This is a genomic window from Streptomyces sp. SAI-127, assembly GCF_029894425.1.
Taxonomy (GTDB): Bacteria; Actinomycetota; Actinomycetes; order Streptomycetales; family Streptomycetaceae; genus Streptomyces.
Window position 1 is genome coordinate 5,262,458 of sequence record NZ_JARXYJ010000001.1, and the last position, 20,805, is coordinate 5,283,262.

General features: G+C 67.3%; 15 protein-coding genes and 1 pseudogene. 7 read left to right on the forward strand and 9 right to left on the reverse strand.

Translation table 11 applies throughout. The features are described from left to right. Positions 1-33: 33 nt before the first annotated feature. Positions 34-2,307 carry a murein biosynthesis integral membrane protein MurJ gene (gene murJ / locus M2157_RS24100; RefSeq protein ID WP_280858851.1) on the reverse strand — a complete coding sequence of 758 codons (2,274 nt, stop codon included), beginning with the start codon at positions 2,305-2,307 and terminating at the stop codon, positions 34-36. 44 nt (positions 2,308-2,351) lie between these two features. After that, positions 2,352-4,722, reverse strand: a pseudogene (locus M2157_RS24105) (DUF6049 family protein). A gap of 257 nt (positions 4,723-4,979) precedes the next feature. Here M2157_RS24105 and M2157_RS24110 point away from each other — a divergent pair. After that, a complete protein-coding gene (locus M2157_RS24110) occupies positions 4,980-6,422 on the forward strand; it encodes a CCA tRNA nucleotidyltransferase (RefSeq protein WP_280866180.1) in 1,443 nt (480 codons plus the stop codon). Positions 6,423-6,502: 80 nt separating this feature from the next. Here the strand turns inward: M2157_RS24110 and M2157_RS24115 are convergent, their stop codons facing one another. From M2157_RS24115 to M2157_RS24125, 3 genes are all read right to left on the reverse strand, one after another. Beyond that, positions 6,503-7,777, reverse strand: a complete 1,275-nt coding sequence (locus M2157_RS24115) for an MFS transporter (protein WP_280866181.1) — start codon at positions 7,775-7,777, stop codon at positions 6,503-6,505. Between the two features lie 87 nt (positions 7,778-7,864). Further along, positions 7,865-8,947 carry an inositol-3-phosphate synthase gene (locus M2157_RS24120; protein ID WP_280866182.1) on the reverse strand — a complete coding sequence of 361 codons (1,083 nt, stop codon included), beginning with the start codon at positions 8,945-8,947 and terminating at the stop codon, positions 7,865-7,867. 44 nt (positions 8,948-8,991) lie between these two features. Then, on the reverse strand, positions 8,992-9,672 hold the full coding sequence (locus M2157_RS24125; protein ID WP_020119509.1) for a PadR family transcriptional regulator: 681 nt from the start codon (positions 9,670-9,672) through the stop codon (positions 8,992-8,994). Between the two features lie 351 nt (positions 9,673-10,023). Here M2157_RS24125 and M2157_RS24130 point away from each other — a divergent pair, with 351 nt between their 5' ends. Both M2157_RS24130 and M2157_RS24135 read left to right on the forward strand, forming a co-directional pair. Next, entirely contained in the window at positions 10,024-12,705 is a 2,682-nt protein-coding gene (locus M2157_RS24130; RefSeq protein WP_280866183.1) for a transglycosylase domain-containing protein, read from the forward strand. A gap of 108 nt (positions 12,706-12,813) precedes the next feature. Beyond that, the gene (locus tag M2157_RS24135) at positions 12,814-14,316 is read left to right on the forward strand and encodes a glycosyltransferase 87 family protein (RefSeq protein WP_280866184.1); all 1,503 of its coding nucleotides are present in this window, start codon (positions 12,814-12,816) and stop codon (positions 14,314-14,316) included. A gap of 143 nt (positions 14,317-14,459) precedes the next feature. On the opposite strand, the gene M2157_RS24140 is transcribed toward M2157_RS24135, so the two are convergent. The 3 genes from M2157_RS24140 to M2157_RS24150 form a co-directional block, all read right to left on the reverse strand. After that, a complete protein-coding gene (locus tag M2157_RS24140; RefSeq protein WP_280858843.1) occupies positions 14,460-15,491 on the reverse strand; it encodes an alanine racemase in 1,032 nt (343 codons plus the stop codon). Between the two features lie 74 nt (positions 15,492-15,565). Continuing rightward, positions 15,566-16,684, reverse strand: coding sequence for a peptidoglycan bridge formation glycyltransferase FemX (femX, locus tag M2157_RS24145; RefSeq protein ID WP_280866185.1), 1,119 nt, complete (start codon positions 16,682-16,684; stop codon positions 15,566-15,568). Between the two features lie 183 nt (positions 16,685-16,867). Next, positions 16,868-17,179, reverse strand: coding sequence for a hypothetical protein (locus tag M2157_RS24150; RefSeq protein WP_280858842.1), 312 nt, complete (start codon positions 17,177-17,179; stop codon positions 16,868-16,870). Positions 17,180-17,442: 263 nt separating this feature from the next. Between M2157_RS24150 and rpsF the strand changes: the two genes are divergently transcribed. From rpsF to rplI, 4 genes are all read left to right on the forward strand, one after another. Then, positions 17,443-17,733 carry a 30S ribosomal protein S6 gene (gene rpsF / locus M2157_RS24155; protein ID WP_007383258.1) on the forward strand — a complete coding sequence of 97 codons (291 nt, stop codon included), beginning with the start codon at positions 17,443-17,445 and terminating at the stop codon, positions 17,731-17,733. A gap of 78 nt (positions 17,734-17,811) precedes the next feature. After that, positions 17,812-18,414, forward strand: coding sequence for a single-stranded DNA-binding protein (locus M2157_RS24160; protein ID WP_280858841.1), 603 nt, complete (start codon positions 17,812-17,814; stop codon positions 18,412-18,414). Positions 18,415-18,471: 57 nt separating this feature from the next. Further along, positions 18,472-18,708, forward strand: coding sequence for a 30S ribosomal protein S18 (gene rpsR / locus M2157_RS24165; protein ID WP_003949403.1), 237 nt, complete (start codon positions 18,472-18,474; stop codon positions 18,706-18,708). Between the two features lie 18 nt (positions 18,709-18,726). After that, on the forward strand, positions 18,727-19,173 hold the full coding sequence (gene rplI, locus M2157_RS24170) for a 50S ribosomal protein L9 (RefSeq protein ID WP_020134131.1): 447 nt from the start codon (positions 18,727-18,729) through the stop codon (positions 19,171-19,173). Between the two features lie 154 nt (positions 19,174-19,327). Here rplI and M2157_RS24175 read toward each other — a convergent pair whose 3' ends face one another. Next, positions 19,328-20,665, reverse strand: coding sequence for an MATE family efflux transporter (locus M2157_RS24175; RefSeq protein WP_280858840.1), 1,338 nt, complete (start codon positions 20,663-20,665; stop codon positions 19,328-19,330). Positions 20,666-20,805: the final 140 nt, after the last annotated feature.

A 20,805-nucleotide genomic window follows, 5' to 3' on the forward strand; every position in this document is an offset into this window, starting at 1 on the left:
GTGGCGGACGATGGTTGTGCGCGTACCCCTGCCTCAGCGCCCCAGACGCCCCCGGACCATGCCGACCAGGGAGTTCAGCTCCTCGATCCGCATCTTGCGAGCGGCGAGGAAGAAGATCCCGAGCAGAACCGCTCCACCCGCGATCAGAGCGGCGAACGAACCGACAACTCCCTGGCCGAGCGAGTGACCGATGCCGTAGCAGGCCGCACCACTCAGCAACGCCGCCGGTACCGAGGCGATGCAGAGCCGGGCGTAGGTCCGCAGGACACGGTTGCCGTCCAGGTCGCCGCCGAGGCGCTTGCGCAGCCGGTTCCAGGCGACGCCGACGCCGATCGCGTAGGCGAGACCGTACGAGGCAGCCATGCCCGCCACGGCCCAGCGCGCGGGCAGCACCATGTAACACAGCGCCGAGGCGCCCGCGTTGACCGCCGCCACGATGACCGTGTTGTAGAAGGGGGTGCGGGTGTCCTCGTAGGCGTAGAAGGCGCGCAGGACGACGTACTGCACGGAGTAGGGGATCAGGCCAAGGGCGAAGGCCATCAGCATGAAGCCCATGTTCGTGGCTTCGCTGATACCGGATGAGCCGAAGATCAACGTGCACATCGGGATGCCGAGGGCGACGAACCCGAAGGCGATCGGCACGATTGCGACGGCAGTGGTGCGCAGGCCCTGGGAGATGTCGTCACGGACTGCGCCGCCGTCCTCCTCGGCCGCCGAGCGGGCCAGGCGCGGCAGCAGAGCCGCCATCAGGGAGACGGTGATGATGGCCTGCGGCAGGCCCCAGATGAGTTGGGCGTTGGCGTAGGCGGAGAAGCCGGTGCCGTCGACCGGCGAGTCCTTGCCCGCCGCGGTGGACAGCTGCGAGACGACGATCGCGCCGGCCTGGTTGGCCAGGACGAACAGGACGGTCCACTTGGCGAGTGTCACGGCCTTGCCGAGGCCGTGGCCCCGCCAGTCGAAGCGCAGCCTCATCCGGAAGCCGGTCTCCCGGAGGTACGGGATCATCGCCAGCGCCTGGACCATGAGGCCGAGCAGGACGCCGATGCCCAGGAGTCGCTGCCCCTCCGGCGGAATGTTCGTGACCTTCATACCGGAGTCGGCCGCGGTGCCGTAGACCCACATGAACATGCCGAGCGTCACGATGATGACGATGTTGTTCAGGACCGGGGTCCACATCATCGCGCCGAACTTCCCGCGCGCGTTGAGGATCTGCCCCATCACCACGTGGATTCCCATGAAGAAGATCGAGGGCAGGAAGTAGCGGACGAAGGTGATGCCGACCTCGTTGGCCGCCGGGTCACTGGCCACCGAGTCGGACAGCAGCCGGATCAGGAACGGGGCGCCGAGGACCGCGAGCCCGGTGAGTACGCCGAGCGCCACCATCACCAGGGTCAACAGCCGGTTGGCGTACGCCTCGCCGCCGTCCTCGTCCTCCTTCATGGCACGCACGAGCTGCGGCACGAAAACGGAGTTGAGGCCGCCGCCGACGGTCAGGATGTAGATCATCGTCGGCAGCTGATAGGCGACCTGGAAGGTGTCACCGAGCAGACCGACACCCAGCGCCGACACGATCAACGCCGAGCGAATGAAGCCGGTGAGACGCGAGACCATGGTGCCGGCCGCCATCACGGCGCTCGACTTCAGCAGGCCTCCGGCCTTCCCGTCCTTCTTCCCGGGAGCAGGGGAGGCGTGCGCCGCGGCAGCAGGCGCGGTCCCGAGGTTCATGGTCTCGTCGGCCGAGGGAGCCGGGGCCGCGGGTGCCTGGAACTGCGACGCCGGCGACGGCCCGCCCGGGGCCGGTGCCGGCCCCGGCACCGACGGGGGATCCGTCGGACGGCCGCCACCCTGCTGCTGGTCGCGGAAGAGATGGGCGAAGGCGTCCGGCTCGTGGCGTTCGTCGCCGGCCTGGCTCATCAGGTCGTCGACCCCCACGAACTGAGTGGTGCGAGGGTTGTCGCCGTACGGCAGATATTGCGTCGGACCCTCCGGCTCGGGGGCCGGGGTCTGTGCCCACACGTGCGGGTCGGGGGCGTAAGGGGACTGGGGCGGCTGGGAGTACAGCGGCTGCTGCGGCTGATGGGTGCCGGGCGGCGGCGGGGGATGCGCGGCACGGTCGTAGAGGGCCTCGGCGACCGGGTCCTGGGCGTAGAGGTCCTGCGCACGGTAGGGGTCCTGGTCGTACGCGTCCTGGAGATACATGTCCGCGGGAGCCTGCGGCGGCACCTGGCCATGCTCGGGCGGCGGCCCCTCGGGGCTACCCGAGTTGTCCGCGCCCTGACCGCGATCACCGTCGTACGGCGCGTTCATGGTTACCCCACCTCATCGTCCCGGGCCCACCGGCCACGACATCCTCAACGGTCCACTCTCTCACCCGTGCCGGACGGGTCGGCGCTTTCCGTTGCGGTGTCCGTTGTCAGGTCACTCGGCTGCTCCGGGTCGCCTGCCCCGGTGCCGGTGCCGGACTCCTCCTTGAGACGGTCCTCAGGGTCCCCGGGGTTCTCCGGACCGTCCACGGCTTCGGCCGCCTCGTCGTCGGGGCCGTTCTGTTCGGCCGCACGGGCGGCCGCGCGCTTGCGCTGGGTGTACATCCGGAAGCCTGCCAGAACCAGCAGCAGGACACCGCCGCCGATGACCAGCATCACCGTGGCCGTGAACTCGGTGACCTTCACGTCGAACTTGACGGCGTCGCCGTACGGCTGGCCGTCCTCCGTGTACAGCTGGGCGACCACCGCGGCCTTGCCGTTGGCGTTGGCCGTAGTGGTGAACTTCACCGTCTGGCTGTGGCCGCCCGAGACCTCTACCGGCTGCTCGTAGTAGGAGGAGCCACCGATCTCGAGCCGGTTGGGGCTCAGCGAGGTCAGCCGCAGCCTCAGATGCTCCACACCCTGAACCAGGTTGTTCTGGACCGTCACGGGAATCGTGGCGCTGCGGCCGGAGAGCTTGGTCTCCGACTTGTCGATCAGGCTGACCTGGGAGATCAGTTCGTCGAGGTAGGCCTCGACGTCGTTGCGGAAGCCGATCGCCTCGGTGGCGCGGCCCCGCCACGACGTGGACATCTCGCGGTTCACGGCCCGTCCGAAGGGGGTCACGACGCGGGACTGGTCGGAGAGGATCACCTTGAAGTTGTTGAGCTTGTTCTGTGTGCTGGCGATCTGCTGGAAGGCCGACTTCGGCAACTCCTGCTTGCGGAGCGAGGAGGGGTAGGCGGACGCCGAGGGCACCTTGGTGGTGGCCTCGGGGTCGGGCTTGGCCGCGGACGCCGCGGTGAGCTTCTGCGTCTGGGACCAGTTCCCGCCCTGCAGAGCGGTGATCGCCTCGGCCATGGCGCCGGCCTGGCTCGCCGTGGGCGTGCGCTGCGGCGCGACTACGATGCTCCGCTGCTTGTCCGTCTGGAGGTCGAGAGCGAGGCTCTGGGCGAGGAACCGCTGGACGGCGAGTGTGGCGGAGGAGGCCCTCGTGAGATCACCCTGGAACGCCGTCGACAGCCGTGCGTCCGCGACGACCGCTGTGGTGCCGCCGCCGATGGGGCGGGCCGCGGACGGCGTGTACGACAGTCCGGCGGTCTCCTGGAGGCTGTCACTGCGGGAGATCACCTTGTCGGCGCCGGCGGAGGTGGCGACCTTGACGATCGACGGGTCCACCGCCCCGTTCACGGGCCAGGCGAAGTCGGTGCTCGGCGTCACATGCAGCACGGTCCTCACCGTGGTGGCCGCGACGTCGGTGGCCTCGTCGAGGTGGCTGAGCGAGCCGGTGACGCTCGTGCCGTTGTGGGCCAGCGAGGCGAGGTCGGGATCGGCGAAGGGCAGCGCGACTACCTCCTTGTCCTCCACCGCCTTCTGCAGCCTGGCCAGCCACTGCTTGGCGAGTGCCTGGTGGGTGCCCGCGACGGTGGTGTCGCCGTCGCCCTGGATCCGGTAGCTGCGGGTCATCGCGTCGACGGACGCCAGCAGGTCCGGGTCGATCACCCATGTGACGTCCAGGTTCTCGCCGAGCGACAGCATCTGGTCCAGCCGGCCCCCCCGCCGAGATCTCTTCGGCGAGGTCGTCGTTGAGGAAGACCGGCGTCTGCTGCGCGTTCGAGCCGGTCTCCGCCGTCATGTGCACAGTGGAGATCAGTGGCCACAGGAAGGTGGTCTTCGTCTTCGTGTCCACTTCGTCGGACTGCCAGGGCAGGAAGGTCCGCTGGATGCCGAGCGTCCGGTCCCACGGCTGCGCGGAGGTCTTGCCCGAGAGGGAGACGGCGAACTGGTAGACGCCGGCGTCGCCGAGGTCCAACTCGTCGACCGGCACGGAGATGGAGAAGGGCTCGGCCACCCCGGGGGTCAGCTTCGCGAACTTCGCCACATACTTGCCGCCGACTTCGGATCCCGTGGCGCCCTGAAGGGAGTCCTTGTCGTCGGCGACGGTGTCGATCGACGAGCGGGTGTTCAGCTCGGGGCCCACCTGCAGTCCCACATGGGCGGCCGTGACGGCCTGCTTGCCGTTGTTGGTCACCGTCCCCGACACGGTGAGCGTGTCACCGTCCGTAGGCACGCTGGGGCTGAGTGTGTCGACCGCGACGGACACCGAACCGGAATCGTCGGCAGCCTGAGCGGGCGCTGCGGTGGTCAGCTGGCACAGTCCGGCCAGCAGAGGAGCTCCTGCGAGCAGGGCCCCGGTACGCCGCAGCCAGCGGCGGGCAGGAGAGGGACTCGTCCCCTGGAAGTCTGCCGCCTCGGCCACGCGCTCGCCCGTCCCTCGTCGTCGTCAGTGGTCGTCGGAATGTGCGTCCACGCATGGTAACGATGCGCGCTGAGGGGAAGTGCCGCGGACCGCTCCACAAGATCGGGGGACACTGCCGCACTGTCCTGAATGTGCACGTATGAAGGGGGCCCTGCCCGTGAGTCTCCGGAGCAGACCTTGTGCAGGTCCGGATGGCGAGTCTGTGCACGTTTAATGGAGGCGCTCGGGCAGGCCCGGGCCACGTACCCTCTTCTGTTGTGCCGAACGCCAACAAAGACAACCTCAGTGCCCCGAGCCAGGTGCAGGACCGCGCGGTGAACGAACTGCTCGAGGTCGCACCTGTCGCCGACGAGCTCGCCCGCCGCTTCCAGGAGGCCGGGTTCTCTCTCGCCCTGGTCGGCGGTTCGGTCCGGGACGCACTGCTCGGCCGACTCGGCAACGACCTGGACTTCACGACCGACGCCCGCCCTCAGGACGTTCTGAAGATTGTTCGGCCTTGGGCGGACGCCGTGTGGGAGGTCGGGATCGCCTTCGGCACCGTGGGGGCGCAGAAGGATGGCTACCAGATCGAGGTGACCACCTACCGGTCCGAGGCGTACGACCGGACCTCGCGCAAGCCCGAGGTGTCGTACGGCGACTCCATCGAGGAGGATCTCGTCCGGCGTGACTTCACCGTGAACGCGATGGCCGTCGCTCTCCCGGAGAAGAAGTTCATCGACCCCCACGGTGGCCTCGATGACCTCGGGGCGCGTGTGCTGCGGACGCCCGGTACCCCGGAGGCGTCCTTCTCGGACGACCCGCTGCGGATGATGCGGGCCGCGCGCTTCGCGGCTCAGCTCGACTTCGAGGTGGCGCCCGAGGTGGTCACCGCGATGACGGAGATGTCCGGGCGTCTGGAGATCGTCTCCGCCGAACGGGTCAGGGACGAGCTGAACAAGCTCGTCCTGTCCGCCCATCCGCGCAAGGGTCTGACGCTGCTGGTCGACACGGGGCTCGCCGAGCACGTGCTGCCCGAGCTTCCGGCGCTGCGCCTGGAGAGCGACGAGCATCACCGGCACAAGGATGTCTACGAGCACACGCTGATCGTCCTGGAGCAGGCCATCGCGCTGGAGAAGGAAGGGCCCGACCTGACCCTGCGCCTGGCCGCACTCCTCCACGACATCGGCAAGCCCCGCACCCGCCGCTTCGAGAAGGACGGCCGGGTCTCGTTCCACCACCATGAAGTGGTCGGGGCGAAGATGACCAAGAAGCGGATGACGGCGCTCAAGTACTCCAACGAGCTGGTGAAGGACGTCTCGAGGCTCGTCGAACTCCATCTGCGTTTCCACGGGTACGGCACCGGGGAGTGGACGGACTCGGCGGTTCGCCGCTATGTGAGGGACTCGGGTCCACTGCTCGACCGGCTCCACAAGCTGACCCGATCTGACTGCACCACACGGAACAAGCGCAAAGCCGCTGCGCTGTCCCGTGCGTACGACGGTCTGGAGGAACGGATCTCTCAGCTTCAGGAGCAGGAGGAGCTGGACTCGATCAGGCCCGACCTCGACGGCAACCAGATCATGGAGATCCTCGGGGTGGGGCCAGGCCCTGCCGTGGGCCGCGCGTACAAGCACATGCTGGAGCTTCGTCTGGAGAACGGCCCGATGGGGCATGGCGAAGCGGTGGCCGCGCTCAAGGAGTGGTGGGCCGCGCAGGACTGAGGTCGCGAAACGGGTCATGTTTCACGTGAAACATGACCCGAGCGGACTGAGGGGCGATGTTTCACGTGAAACATCGCCCCTCATCGTTCCGTCGCCATCCGTCGTTCCTTCGTCATCGCCACGGCGACCGCCGCGTAGAGGACGGCGACCATGACCACCAGGGTCACCGAGCGGCCATCCGGCGGAAGGATCAGGGCGGCTATGGCTGCGGCGCCCACGAAGGCGATGTTGAACAGGACGTCGTAGACGGAGAAGACCCGGCCCCGGAATCCGTCGTCGACGGAGGACTGCACGATCGTGTCTGTGGCGATCTTCGCTCCCTGGGTGATCAGGCCCAGGACGAATGCTGCGACGAGTATCGGGGCGGTGGTGAAGGGGAGTCCGAGTGCGGGCTCCAGCACTGCGGCGGCTGCCGCACACACGGCGATCCAGCGCTCCGGTCCGAGTTTTCCCGCAGACCAAGGGGTGATGACTGCGGCGACGAAGAAGCCGGCACCGGAGATTCCCAGCGCCAGCCCCAGCAGGGCGAGACCGTCGTCCGGATCGGACGTCAGGGCGTACCGGCAGAGCATCAGGACCATGACGAGCAGAGCGCCGTAGCAGAACCGCATGAGTGACATCGCGCCGAGCGCCCGGGCGGCCGACCGACGTGAGGGTGCGGCCAGGTGCCGAATACCGGCAATCAGGTCGCGGGCTGTCCCGGCGAGAGCCGTACCGAGGTGGGGCTGGATCAACTCACGGTCGGGACCCAGCAGTTCCGGTGGCATGCGCAGGGCGGCGAGCGCACCGCACAGGTACAGCCCTGCTCCCAGCAGGACCACGACCGCGTCGGAGTCGGCGACCAGGAGTCGTACGACGAAAGCGAGGCCGCCGCCCGCGGTCGCGGCGAGAGTTCCGGCCGTCGGGGAGAGGGAGTTGGCGATCACCAGCCGTTCCTCGTCCACGACACGGGGCAGCGCGGCGGACAGGCCGGACAGGACGAAGCGATTGACGGCCGTGACGCACAGGGCGGAGACGTAGAAGAGCCAGTCCGGGACGTGGCTGAGCATCAGGACGGCCGTCGCCGAAGCCAGCAGAGCGCGCAGGAGGTTGCCGTAGAGGAAGACCTCCCGGCGGCGCCAGCGGTCCAGGAGGACGCCGGCGAAAGGGCCCACCAAGGAGTAAGGGAGCAGCAGGACCGCCATCGCGGAGGCGATCGCCGTAGCCGAGGTCTGCTTCTCCGGGGAGAAGACGACGTAGGCGGCGAGTGCGATCTGGTAGACACCGTCCGCGCCCTGGGAGAGCAGGCGCACGGAGAGCAGACGCCGGAAGTCCCGGAAGCGCAGCAGGACCCGTAGATCACGCACGACGGACATGGGGCACAGCCTCACATACGGCGAGGGTCCCCGGGCGGTACACCCGGAGACCCTCTGTAGCCCTGGCAGGAGCGTTTTGAGTGAGCCTTAGCGCTCGACTTCACCCTTGATGAACTTCTCGACGTTCTCGCGGGCCTCGTCGTCGAAGTACTGGACCGGCGGGGACTTCATGAAGTAGCTGGAGGCCGACAGGATCGGGCCGCCGATACCGCGGTCCTTGGCGATCTTCGCGGCGCGAACGGCATCGATGATGACACCCGCGGAGTTCGGGGAGTCCCAGACCTCGAGCTTGTACTCGAGGTTCAGCGGGACGTCGCCGAAGGCACGGCCCTCAAGGCGGACGTAGGCCCACTTGCGGTCGTCGAGCCACGCGACGTAGTCGGACGGGCCGATGTGGACGTTCTTCGCGCCCATGTCCCGGTCGGGGATCTGGGAGGTGACGGCCTGCGTCTTGGAGATCTTCTTGGACTCCAGGCGCTCACGCTCGAGCATGTTCTTGAAGTCCATGTTGCCGCCGACGTTGAGCTGCATCGTGCGGTCCAGGACGACGCCGCGGTCCTCGAACAGCTTCGCCATGACGCGGTGCGTGATGGTGGCGCCGACCTGCGACTTGATGTCGTCGCCGACGATCGGGACGCCCGCCTCGGTGAACTTGTCCGCCCACTCCTTGGTGCCGGCGATGAAGACCGGGAGGGCGTTGACGAAGGCGACCTTGGCGTCGATGGCGCACTGGGCGTAGAACTTCGCCGCGTCCTCGGAGCCGACGGGCAGGTAGCAGACGAGGACGTCGACCTGCTTGTCCTTGAGGACCTGGACGACGTCGACCGGGGCCTCTGCGGACTCCTCGATCGTCTCGCGGTAGTACTTGCCGAGGCCGTCGAGGGTGTGGCCGCGCTGGACGGTGACACCGGTGCTGGGCACGTCGCAGATCTTGATGGTGTTGTTCTCGGACGCGCCGATGGCGTCTGCGAGATCGAGGCCGACCTTCTTGGCGTCCACGTCGAACGCGGCGACGAACTCGACGTCACGCACGTGGTACTCGCCGAACTGGACGTGCATCAGCCCGGGGACCTTGGCCGCCGGATCGGCGTCCTTGTAGTACTCGACTCCCTGAACCAGCGACGCAGCGCAGTTGCCCACGCCGACGACGGCTACGCGAACCGAACCCATTCCGGTTGCTCCCTGTGTGTACGAGTGAGGCCCTGGCAGGGACCTCACGTGGCGGTGTCGCCGGGCGTATCCGGACCGGGGGTGTCCCCGGGCCGGGGCAGGACGCCCGGCGCTCCCTCTGTGGTGTCGCGAGTGGGTTCTCCATGGCCGGGGCCCTTCAGGTCCCGGCCGGCCCGCTCGCTTTCGATGAGCTCGTTCAACCAGCGCACTTCGCGCTCCACGGACTCCATCCCGTGGCGCTGGAGCTCAAGCGTGTAGTCGTCGAGGCGCTCCCGGGTGCGTGCCAGCGAGGCACTCATCTTCTCCAGGCGCTCCTCGAGCCGGCTGCGGCGGCCTTCGAGGACTCGCATGCGGACGTCGCGCGAGGTCTGCCCGAAGAAGGCGAAACGAGCCGCGAAGTGCTCGTCCTCGTATGCGTCGGGACCCGTCTGCGAGAGCAGCTCCTCGAAATGCTCCTTACCTTCCGCCGTCAACCGGTAGACGATCTTGGCGCGACGCCCTGCGAGTGGTGCGGCGAGGGCGTCCTCGGTGGTGTGCCCCGGTTCCTCTATCAACCAGCCGTTGGCGACCAGCGTCTTGAGGCAGGGGTAGAGCGTGCCGTAGCTGAACGCACGGAACACGCCCAGTGAGGTGTTGAGGCGTTTGCGCAGCTCATAGCCGTGCATCGGGGACTCACGGAGCAGGCCGAGTACGGCGAATTCGAGGATCCCGGAACGCCGGCTCATCGTCGCCTCCTCGTCTCTGTCTCGCACCGATGTATCGACTCGATACATCAAGACGATAGAACGCCCTTCCGGAAGCGACAAGTGGGGGGATGGTGAACGGGATCACATCAATGATTCATGTGAACCAAGTTGCCTGATTTGGGGTGAACTTCGGGGCTCGGCTGGTTTTGACGGTGCGTAGTCTGTGCGGCATGCACACCACCGGGAACCGAGTGACGCCTGGGGGGCGTCGCTGTCCCGGTGCAGTACGGATGAATGCGGGACCGACCACATCCGTACTTCGGGGGGACCGGAAACCAGCCGCCGTTTCCAGGCGCGCAAAGGTGCGCCTGCCCGAGGAGTAGTCGTTCGATGAGCGAGCACCGTCGCAAACCGCCGCAGCCGCAGGGAGGCGGACGTGCCGCGGCCCGACGCGGCCAGTCCGGACCGTCCTCCGGCCGCCGCGCGGCTCCGCGAGGCGCCACCGGGTCTCTTGCCGACTCCTATGGGACGAACTCCCAAGAGTCGGATTCTTACGGTCCGGGAGGCGAAGAGCGTCCGTACGGCGGCCGTGCCGAGGCCCGACGTGCGGCCCAGAGAAGCACTGGCGGCGGTCGCCGCAGAGTGCCGGAGCCGGGACGCGGAGGTCGGCGCGGGACGCCGACCGGCCGGGGCCGTGCGTCCGATCCCGGCAGGAAGCGGTTCATCGACTACCCGCGCGCGGGTAAGTACGGCGCGGCGCGCTGGGTGCCGTCCTGGAAGCTGGTGACCGGTCTGTTCATCGGCTTCATCGGAGGCCTGGTCGCGATCGCCGGCGTCGGTTACGCGCTCGTGAGCGTTCCTAACGTCGCCGAGACCGCGACGTCGCAGAACAACGTCTACTACTGGTCCGACAAGACCGAGATGGTCTCCACCGGCGGTGAGACGAACCGCCAGATCGTCAACCTCGCGCAGATTCCGAAGGCGATGCAATACGCCGTCGTCTCGCAGGAGAACAAGACCTTCTACACCGACAGCGGCATCGACCCCAAGGGCATCGCCCGTGCCGTGTTCAACATGGCCCGGGGCGGCAACACGCAGGGTGGCTCCACCATCACCCAGCAGTACGTCAAGAACGCGCGCCTGGACGACCAGTCCCAGACCGTCACCCGTAAGTTCAAGGAGATCTTCATCTCCATCAAGGTGGGTGCCACGGTCAACAAGGACGAGATCATGGCCGGCTACCTGAACTCCGCGTACTACGGTCGCAACGCCTACGGCATCCAGGCGGCCGCGCGCGCGTACTTCAACAAGGACGCCAAGAACCTCGACCCGGGCGAGTGCGCCTTCCTGGCCGCCATGCTGAAGGGCGCCACGTACTACGACCCCGCGGGCTCGATCTCCATCGACCAGGCCGCCACGCCGGACGCCAACGCCAAGCGTGCTCTGCGGCAAATGCAGGACACCCTCGACAAGATGGTCGAGTACGGCCACCTCAGCGCGACGGAGCGCGCCAAGTACACCGCGCTTCCCGAGTGGCAGAACCCCCGGTCCAACACCCAGCTCAAGGGCCAGACCGGCTACCTGGTCGACCTCGCCAAGGCCTACCTGATCAACAACAAGATCGTCAGTGCCGACAAGCTCCAGCAGGGCGGCTACTCGATCTACACGACCTTCGACAAGAAGAAGGTCAAGGAACTCGAGGCAGCGGTCACCAAGGTCCGCAAGGAGAACATCGATCCGAAGAAGCGCCCGACGAAGGACACCTACGTCCAGTTCGGCGGGGCGTCCGTGGAGCCGTCCACCGGGGCGATCCGGGCCTGCTACGGAGGCGAGGACGCGACCACCCACTTCACCAACAACTGCGACTCGACCGGTGCCCAGGTCGGTTCGACGTTCAAGACGTTCGTGCTCGCCGCGGCGATGAAGTGGGGCGTACGCAATCCGGATCTCGGCGAGAGCCAAGCGCAGGACGAGCGTACGGTCGTCAACGCGAAGAGCCTGTTCAGCGGCAAGAACGACCTCAAGATCAAGAACTACGACGGTTCGATCTGGAAGAACGAGGAGGGCAAGGAGTGGCTCCAGGAGAACGACGGCAAGCAGTCCTACGGTTCTCCGCCCAAGTACCAGATCGACCTTCGTGAGGCCATGCGTGAGTCGGTGAACTCCGCCTTCGTGCAGCTCGGCATGGACGTCGGCCTGGACAAGGTGAAGGAGTCGGCCATGGACGCGGGTCTCAAGAAGAACAGCCTGGCCGGCACCAACTTCCCGTCGTTCTCCATCGGTATCTCCGACCCCAGCGCGATCCGGATGGCGGGCGCATACGCCACCTTCGCGGCCAGCGGCAAGCAGAACGAGCCGTACTCCGTCGAGAAGGTCACGAGCAAGGACGGCGACGTCTTCACGCACGAGGCGAAGCCCAAGCAGGCCTTCGAGAAGAAGGTCGCCGACAACGTCACCGACGTCCTCAAGACGGTGGTCGAGGACGGTACGGGTACCAACGCCCAGCTGACCGGCCGTGACGTGGCGGGCAAGACCGGTACCACCGACGGCAACAAGTCGGCCTGGTTCGTCGGGTACACCCCGCAGCTGTCCACGTCGATCACGATGTTCCGGCTGGACGACGACGAGACCAAGAAGAACCGCACCTTCCTGGAGATGTACGGAACGGGTGGCCAGGAGAAGATCCACGGTGCGTCGTTCCCGTCCGAGATCTGGCACGACTACATGGAGCAGGCACTCAAGGGCGAGAAGTCCATCGACTTCCCGACGCCGGAGCCCATTGGCGAGATCCTCAACGACGAGCCCAGCCCGACGCCCACTCCGACGCCCAGTGAGACCGAGTCGGCCACCCCGACTCCGACTCCGACGCCCAGCCAGTCGCTCATCACACCGACGCCCACTGCGTCCGAGTCCTGCCGGTTCGAGTGGCAGTGCTCCGACTCGGGCGGTACGGACAACGGTGGCACCGACGGAGGGGTGACTTCGACGCCTACAGCCACGTCGACGGATACGAACGGCGGCAACACCAACGGCAATGGCAATGGGGGCCTCTTCGGCGGCTCAAGCGGTTAGCCGCCATATGCCCTGTCGAGGGTGTTTCACGTGAAACATGGGCCGTCGCACCCACCAGGTGCGGCGGCCCTCGGCGTACTCCTAGCCTCGTACGGCAGGATGGGCCGCATGCCCAGTGCTGAATCGACGCCAACGAGCGTGCACGAGTCGGACCCAGTGCATCCGACCAAGGACGACGAGGTCTCCAGGAGCGGCAGCGAGTTCATCGGCGGCCCTCTAGGGCGACGTGCCCTGCTGGGGACGTCCTGGTGGACCCCCGTCCGGATCATCGCGCTCGTGGCCATCGGCGTGTTCGCGCTGGGCCTGGTCCAGAAGGCGCCCTGCTACAACGGTGGCTGGTTCTTCGGTGCCAGCTCCCAGTACACCCACGCGTGCTACTCGGACATCCCGCACCTCTATCAGGGACGCGGCTTCGCCGACGGACTCGTCCCGTACTTCGACAAGCTCCCCGGTGACATGCAGTACCTCGAATACCCGGTGCTGACGGGTGTGTTCATGGAGGTCGCCGCCTGGCTGACGCCCGGCAGCGGCAGCATCCAGCACCAGGAGCAGTGGTACTGGATGGTCAACGCCGGGATGCTGATGGTGTGCGCGGCCATCATCGTCGTCTGCGTGAGCCGTACGCACGCCCGCCGGCCCTGGGACGGTCTGCTGGTCGCTCTGGCGCCTGCCTTCGCGTTGACGGCCACCATCAACTGGGACCTGCTGGCGGTCGCTCTGACGGCCTCTGCGATGCTGATGTGGGCGCGGGGACGCTCGCTCGCTTTCGGCGTCCTCCTGGGGCTCGCCACGGCCGCCAAGCTCTACCCGATCTTCCTGCTCGGGCCGCTGTTCGTGCTGTGCTGGCGGGCGGGCAAGTGGCGGGATTTCGGCAAGGCCCTGGGCGGTGCGGCGGTCTCCTGGCTCGTGGTGAACCTGCCGGTGATGTTCTTCGCCTTCGACGGCTGGTCGAAGTTCTACACGTTCAGCCAGGAGCGGGGCGTGGACTTCGGCTCCTTCTGGCTGATCCTGGCCCAGAACTCGTCCGACCCGTTGAGCACCGACACCGTCAACACGCTTGCCACGCTGCTGATGCTGCTGTCCTGCGCCGGTATCGCGGCGCTCACCCTGACCGCTCCGCGCCGGCCGCGTTTCGCCCAGCTCGCGTTCCTGATCGTCGCCGCGTTCATCCTCACCAACAAGGTCTACTCGCCGCAGTACGTCCTGTGGTTGGTGCCGCTGGCCGTGCTGGCGCGGCCGAAGTGGCGGGACTTCCTCATCTGGCAGGCGTGCGAGGTGGCGTACTTCCTGGGGATCTGGCTGTACCTCGCGTACACGACCAGCGGCAACGCCCACAAGGGCCTGCCGACCGACGGCTATCACTGGGCCATCGGACTGCATCTCCTGGGCACGGCCTACCTGTGCGCGATGGTCCTGCGCGACATACTCATGCCGGAACGGGACGTGGTACGGCGGGCCGGCGACGACGACCCCTCGGGCGGTGTGCTCGACGGAGCGGAGGACGTCTTCGTGTTCGGCCCTGCCGCCCATCCACCACGGCATGCGGCCCACTTCGACGGACCGCAGGTGGAGTGGGGCAACGACCGCAGGGCCGCCGACCGTTCGCTCTGAGCGAACAGAGCCTGCGTGGCGTTACGCCGATTGGGTCACCCACGCGAAGGGCCGTACACGGAAGCTCCCGTGTACGGCCCTTCGTCCGGTCCACGTCGCTCAGCGACCCGCTCTCACGGCGCTCAGCGGTCGTCTTGCGTCGCTCAGCGGTCGACGATCCGGTCGAACTGCGTGGTGGTGTGCCGCAGATGGGCCACCAACTCCTCGCCGACCTTCGGCTCCGGGGCGTCCGAGGGCACGAACAGGATGGACACCTGCATGTGCGGCGGTTCGGCGAACCAGCGCTGCTTGCCGCCCCAGACGAACGGAGAAAGGTTCCGGTTGACCGTGGCCAGGCCGGCGCGGGCGACCCCCTTGGCGCGCGGCATGACGCCGTGCAGGGCCTTCGGAGCCTCCAGGCCCACGCCGTGCGACGTACCGCCGGCCACGACGACCAGGAAGCCGTCGGAGGCCGCCTTCTGCTGCCGGTAGCCGAAACGGTCCCCCTTGGAGACGCGGGTGACGTCCAGCACGGCGCCGCGGTACTCGGTGGAGTCGTGGTCCCCGAGCCACAACCGGGTCCCGATGCGGGCGCGGAAGCGGGTCTGCGGGAACTGCTGCTGCAGCCGGGCGAGGTCTTCGGCCTTGAGATGGCTGACGAACATGGTGTGCAGCGGCAGCCGGGCCGCGCGCAGCCGGTCCATCCAGCCGATGACCTCCTCGACGGCGTCCGAACCGTCGGTGCGGTCCAGCGGCAGGTGGATCGCGAAGCCCTCGAGGCGGACATTCTCTATGGCGGAGTGCAGCTGCGGCAGATCCTGCTCGCTGATGCCGTGCCGTTTCATCGAGGACATCACCTCGATGACCACGCGGGCGCCCACGAGGCCGTAGACCCCGTCGATCGACGACACCGAGCGGATCACCCGGTCGGGCAGCGGTACGGGCTCCTCGCCTCGTCGATACGGCGTCAGCACCAGCAGGTCACCGCCGAACCAGTCCTTGATCCGCGCGGCCTCGTAGGTCGTGCCGACGGCGAGGACGTCCGAGCCCAGCCGGGTGGCCTCCTCCGCCAGCCGCTCGTGCCCGAAGCCATAGCCGTTGCCCTTGCAGACCGGGACGAGCCCCGGGAACCGCTCCTGCACGTGCTTGTGGTGCGCCCGCCAGCGCGCGGTGTCGACGTAGAGCGTGAGCGCCATGGCCGGACCCGGAACCTTTCTAGTGGCTGCGGTGTATCAGAGGTATGGGAGCTATTGAAGCGAAGATCGCGACGTCAGCGGCGCGACATGTAGATGTCGAGCGCCTTGTGGAGCAGCTTGTTGAGCGGGAAGTCCCACTCGCCGAGGTACTCGGCGGCCTGGCCGCCCGTGCCCACCTTGAACTGGATCAGGCCGAAGAGGTGATCGGTCTCGTCCAGCGAGTCGGAGATGCCCCGCAGGTCGTAGACGGTCGCCCCGAGCGCGTAGGCGTCACGCAGCATCCGCCACTGCATCGCGTTCGAGGGCCGGACCTCACGGCCGATGTTGTCGGAGGCGCCGTAGGAGTACCAGACGTGCCCGCCGACGATCAGCATGGTCGCCGCCGAGAGGTTCACGCCCTCGTGCCGGGCGAAGTACAGCCGCATCCGGTTGGGGTCCTCGGTGTTGAGGGCCGTCCACATACGCTGGAAGTACGACAGCGGGCGGGGCCGGAAGTGGTCGCGCACCGCGGTGATCTCGTAGAGCCGCTGCCATTCCTCGAGGTCCTGGTAACCGCCCTGGACGACCTCGACGCCGGCCTTCTCAGCCTTCTTGATGTTGCGGCGCCACAGCTGGTTGAAGTTCTTGTGCACTTCTTCCAGGGAGCGGTTGGCGAGTGGCACCTGGTAGACGTAGCGGGGCTGCACGTCACCGAAGCCGGCTCCCCCGTCCTCGCCCTGCTGCCAGCCCATGCGACGCAGCTTGTCGGCGACCTCGAAGGCGCGCGGTTCGATGAAGTCGGCTTCGATGTCGCGAAGGCGCTTCACGTCCGGGTTCTGGATGCCCGCCTTGATCGAGGTGGCCTCCCAGCGCCGGATGATCACCGGCGGACCCATCTTCACCGAGAAGGCGCCCTGGTGCTTGAGGTGCGCGAGCATCGGTTCCAGCCACTCGGTCAGATTCGGCGCGAACCAGTTGATGACCGGGCCCTCGGGCAGATACGCGAGGTAGCGCTTGATCTTGGGCAGCTGCCGGTAGAGGACGAGACCCGCGCCGACCAGTTCGCCGGTCTTGTGGAACCAGCCGAGGCTCTCGGAGCGCCATTCCGCTTTGACGTCTGCCCAGGCAGGAACCTGCATGTGGCTCGCCGACGGCAGGCTCTGGATGTATGCCAGATGCTGCTCGCGACTGATCGTCCTCAGGGTCAGGCTCATTGTGGGGCGCTCCTCGGGCTGGTGTGTCCCCATGGGTACAGGGGCTCCGGCTCTCGCGCCGAAGCCTACTGCGCCTTGCGAGCGCCCCGACTGGGCGTACGGAACCTGCGCCCCGGCTCATGGGCCGCCGAGGCGTAACGCGGTGCTTTGGGTGGTGTCAGGGGGTGGTGCCCGTGGCGTCAGCTAAAAGAGTCCACCGAAAAGGCCGCCGTGCGCCATGCCGAGGAAGAAGCCGATCGCGGACGCGCCGAGACCCAGGATCAGTCCGAAGCGCTCGCGGGTCGTCTCCGAGATCCACTGGCCGTACGCGCCGGTGAGGATGCCCACCAGGCCGGTCCAGGAGCTGAGCAGGTGCAGGTTGTGGAACATCGCCGTGACGAACGCCGTGACGCCCAGCACCAAGGTCACCGCGAGCAGCGTGTCCTGGAGGGGGTGGGGCTTTCCGTCCGTGGCGAAAAGGCCTCCGGCGGTGTTGGGTCGCATTGCCTGTGCCATAGGGCACCTCCTGCGGAAGACGGCGCACGGTAGCGCCATACACACCCGATGTGTACAGAGTGACCGCCTCCGGGGCCGGATTTCAACCGGAAGCCGGTGTGCGGGTAGTCTGTACCGTCTGCACGGTGTCTGCCCATGTCACGACCGGGACTACCGCAAGGAAGCCCCGATTGTCAGTGGCGGCCGATACCGTTGCGTACGCATCACAACCCTCCTGCCACGGAACGACCGTGGCCGTTGAGTCCAAAGGAGGTGGGTTCCACATGCGTCACTACGAGGTGATGGTCATCCTCGACCCCGATCTGGAGGAGCGCGCTGTCGCCCCCCTGATCGAGAACTTCCTCTCCGTCGTCCGTGAGGGCAACGGCAAGGTTGAGAAGGTCGACACCTGGGGCCGTCGTCGGCTCTCGTACGAGATCAAGAAGAAGCCCGAGGGCATCTACTCGGTCATCGACCTGCAGGCCGAGCCTGCGGTCGTCAAGGAGCTCGACCGCCAGCTGAACCTGAACGAGTCGGTCCTCCGGACCAAGGTCCTCCGCCCCGAGACCCACTGAGCTTCCGCTCAGCTGATCTCGGGATTCGAGTAGCAGCAACCAAGCAGCCAGAGCAGCAAACCCGCCGAGAGGTTCCCCATGGCAGGCGAGACCGTCATCACGGTCGTCGGCAATCTTGTCGATGACCCCGAGCTGCGCTTCACCCCTTCCGGTGCGGCGGTCGCGAAGTTCCGTGTCGCGTCCACCCCCCGCACCTTCGACCGCCAGACGAACGAGTGGAAGGACGGCGAAAGCCTGTTCCTGACCTGCTCGGTCTGGCGTCAAGCGGCGGAGAACGTCGCCGAGTCGCTCCAGCGAGGCATGCGCGTCATCGTGCAGGGCCGGCTGAAGCAGCGGTCCTACGAGGACCGTGAGGGCGTCAAGCGCACGGTCTACGAGCTGGACGTCGAGGAAGTCGGCGCCAGCCTGCGCAGTGCCACGGCCAAGGTCACCAAGACGGCCGGCGGTGCCGGGCGTGGTGGCCAGGGTGGTTTCAGCGGCGGCGGTGGCGGCCAGGGTGGCGGCGGCTGGGGTGGAAACTCCGGCGGCGGCCAGCAGGGCGGCGGTGCTCCCGCGGACGACCCGTGGGCGACCGGCGCTCCCGCCGGTGGCAGCCAGGGCGGCGGCGGTGGTGGCGGCTGGGGTGGAAACTCCGGCGGCGGCCAGCAGGGCGGCGGCTACTCGGACGAACCCCCCTTCTAGGCCTCGGGCCGGAGGGTGGGTCGTACCCACACTTCTTGATCACACAGGAGAAACACCATGGCGAAGCCGCCTGTGCGCAAGCCTAAGAAGAAGGTCTGCGCTTTTTGCAAGGACAAGGTCACGTACGTGGACTACAAGGACACGAACATGCTGCGGAAGTTCATTTCCGACCGCGGCAAGATCCGTGCCCGCCGCGTGACCGGCAACTGCACGCAGCACCAGCGTGACGTCGCCACGGCCGTCAAGAACAGCCGTGAGATGGCGCTGCTGCCCTACACCTCCACCGCGCGATAAGGGAAGGGTGACCGACTAATGAAGATCATCCTGACCCACGAGGTCTCCGGCCTCGGTGCCGCGGGCGACGTCGTCGACGTCAAGGACGGTTACGCTCGCAACTACCTGATCCCGCGGAACTTTGCGATCCGCTGGACCAAGGGTGGCGAGAAGGACGTCGAGCAGATCCGTCGCGCTCGCAAGATCCACGAGATCCAGACCATCGAGCAGGCCAACCAGGTGAAGGCCCAGCTCGAGGGTGTCAAGGTTCGTCTGGCCGTCCGCTCCGGCGACGCCGGTCGACTCTTCGGTTCCGTCACCCCGGCCGACATCGCTTCCGCGATCAAGGCTTCCGGTGGCCCCGAGGTCGACAAGCGCCGCATCGAGCTGGGCTCGCCGATCAAGACCCTGGGCGCCCACGAGACGTCCGTGCGTCTGCACCCCGAGGTTGCCGCCAAGGTCAACATCGAGGTCGTCGCGGCCTGATCGCTGCGTCTGGCTTGAGCAGCTTCGGCTGATCAGCTGAGAAGGGGCCGCACCCACTGGGTGCGGCCCCTTCTGCCTGCCGGCGACCGGGGCGCGGCCATGTTTCACGTGAAACGGTCAGTGCGGCCGCCTGGGGGTGTTTCACGTGAAACGGTCAGCGTGTAGCACCCGTCACCAACCAGCGGCCCGACCGGGACCGCAGCCACAGCGTCAGCATGCGTACCGTCATCATCAGGGTCATGGCGGCCCAGAGAGCGGTCAGTCCACCGCCCAGCGTGGGGACGAGCAGGGCGACCGGGGCGAAGACCGCCAGAGTCAGGATCATCGCCTTGGCCAGGTAGGGGCCGTCTCCAGCACCCATGAGTACACCGTCCAGGACGAAGACGACACCGCAGATCGGCTGTGAGAGTGCCACGATCACCAGAGCGGGTAGCGCGGCGTCCTTGACCGTGGAGTCACTGGTGAACAAGGGAAGGAACAGCGGTCGGGAGAGTACGACCAGTACGCCGAGAGCGACTCCGACCGCGATCCCCCATTCCACCATCCGACGGCATGCCTGGCGAGCCCCGTCGGTGTCATCGGCGCCCAGATAGCGCCCGATGATGGCCTGCCCGGCGATGGCGATGGCGTCGAGTGCGAAGGCGAGCAGACTCCACAGGGACAGGATGATCTGGTGGGCGGCGATGTCGGAGTCACCCAGGCGAGCTGCGACGGCCGTGGCAATCATCAGGATCGCTCTCAGGGAGAGCGTGCGGACCAGCAGAGGCGCGCCGGCTTGGGCGGAGGCTCTGATCCCCAAAGCGTCGGGGCGCAGGGAGGCACCGTGCCTGCGGGCACCGCGCACGACGACGACGAGATAGGCGGCGGCCATGCCGCACTGAGCGATGACCGTGCCCCAGGCGGAGCCGGCGATGCCGAGGTCCGCGCCGTAGACGAGGCCCACGTTGAGAACGGCGTTGGCTATGAAGCCGGCGATGGCCACGTAGAGCGGGGTCTTGGTGTCTTGCAGTCCGCGGAGTACCCCGGTGGAAGCGAGCACGACCAGCATGGCCGGGATGCCGAGGGCCGAGATCCGCAGGTAGGTGGTCGCGTAGGGGGCCGCTGTGTCGGAGGCGCCGAAGAGCTCCACGATTGACGGAGCGGCAGGCAGGACGACGGCGATGACGGCGGCACCGAGCAGCAGCGCCAGCCAGATGCCGTCCATGCCCTGACGGATGGCGGCCTGGAGGTCTCCGGCTCCCACGCGGCGGGCGACGGCGGCGGTGGTGGCGTAGGCGAGGAAGACGAAGACGCTGACGGCCGTCGTGAGAAGGGCCGAGGCGATGCCGAGACCGGCGAGTTGGGCGGTGCCCAGATGGCCGACGATCGCGCTGTCGGCCATGACGAAGAGAGGCTCGGCGACGAGCGCGCCGAAGGCCGGAACGGCGAGTGCGACGATCTCGCGGTCGTGCTGTCGCCGGGTGACCTTGGAGGTCGCGGACGCCTGTGTCATGTGCACCAATCTAATCGTCCACAGGTAAGAGATGCAATGGAGATTAGACCCTTACCTGTGTTCGGGAGGTGTGCGCCGCTGTGTACAGTTCGAACTGATCTTGCGCCGACCGGGAAAGTTTTTCTTCTGCACAGCCGGTG

Coding starts and splice junctions, on each gene's coding strand:
- rplI (WP_020134131.1), top strand. CDS start 18,727: ATGAAGATCATCCTGACCCACGAGGTCTCCGGCCTCGGTGCCGCGGGC.
- rpsF (WP_007383258.1), top strand. CDS start 17,443: ATGCGTCACTACGAGGTGATGGTCATCCTCGACCCCGATCTGGAGGAG.
- M2157_RS24125 (WP_020119509.1), bottom strand. CDS start 9,672: ATGAGCCGGCGTTCCGGGATCCTCGAATTCGCCGTACTCGGCCTGCTC.
- murJ (WP_280858851.1), bottom strand. CDS start 2,307: ATGAACGCGCCGTACGACGGTGATCGCGGTCAGGGCGCGGACAACTCG.
- M2157_RS24120 (WP_280866182.1), bottom strand. CDS start 8,947: ATGGGTTCGGTTCGCGTAGCCGTCGTCGGCGTGGGCAACTGCGCTGCG.
- rpsR (WP_003949403.1), top strand. CDS start 18,472: ATGGCGAAGCCGCCTGTGCGCAAGCCTAAGAAGAAGGTCTGCGCTTTT.
- femX (WP_280866185.1), bottom strand. CDS start 16,684: ATGAGCCTGACCCTGAGGACGATCAGTCGCGAGCAGCATCTGGCATAC.
- M2157_RS24115 (WP_280866181.1), bottom strand. CDS start 7,777: ATGTCCGTCGTGCGTGATCTACGGGTCCTGCTGCGCTTCCGGGACTTC.
- M2157_RS24135 (WP_280866184.1), top strand. CDS start 12,814: ATGCCCAGTGCTGAATCGACGCCAACGAGCGTGCACGAGTCGGACCCA.
- M2157_RS24160 (WP_280858841.1), top strand. CDS start 17,812: ATGGCAGGCGAGACCGTCATCACGGTCGTCGGCAATCTTGTCGATGAC.
- M2157_RS24140 (WP_280858843.1), bottom strand. CDS start 15,491: ATGGCGCTCACGCTCTACGTCGACACCGCGCGCTGGCGGGCGCACCAC.
- M2157_RS24130 (WP_280866183.1), top strand. CDS start 10,024: ATGAGCGAGCACCGTCGCAAACCGCCGCAGCCGCAGGGAGGCGGACGT.
- M2157_RS24175 (WP_280858840.1), bottom strand. CDS start 20,665: ATGACACAGGCGTCCGCGACCTCCAAGGTCACCCGGCGACAGCACGAC.
- M2157_RS24150 (WP_280858842.1), bottom strand. CDS start 17,179: ATGGCACAGGCAATGCGACCCAACACCGCCGGAGGCCTTTTCGCCACG.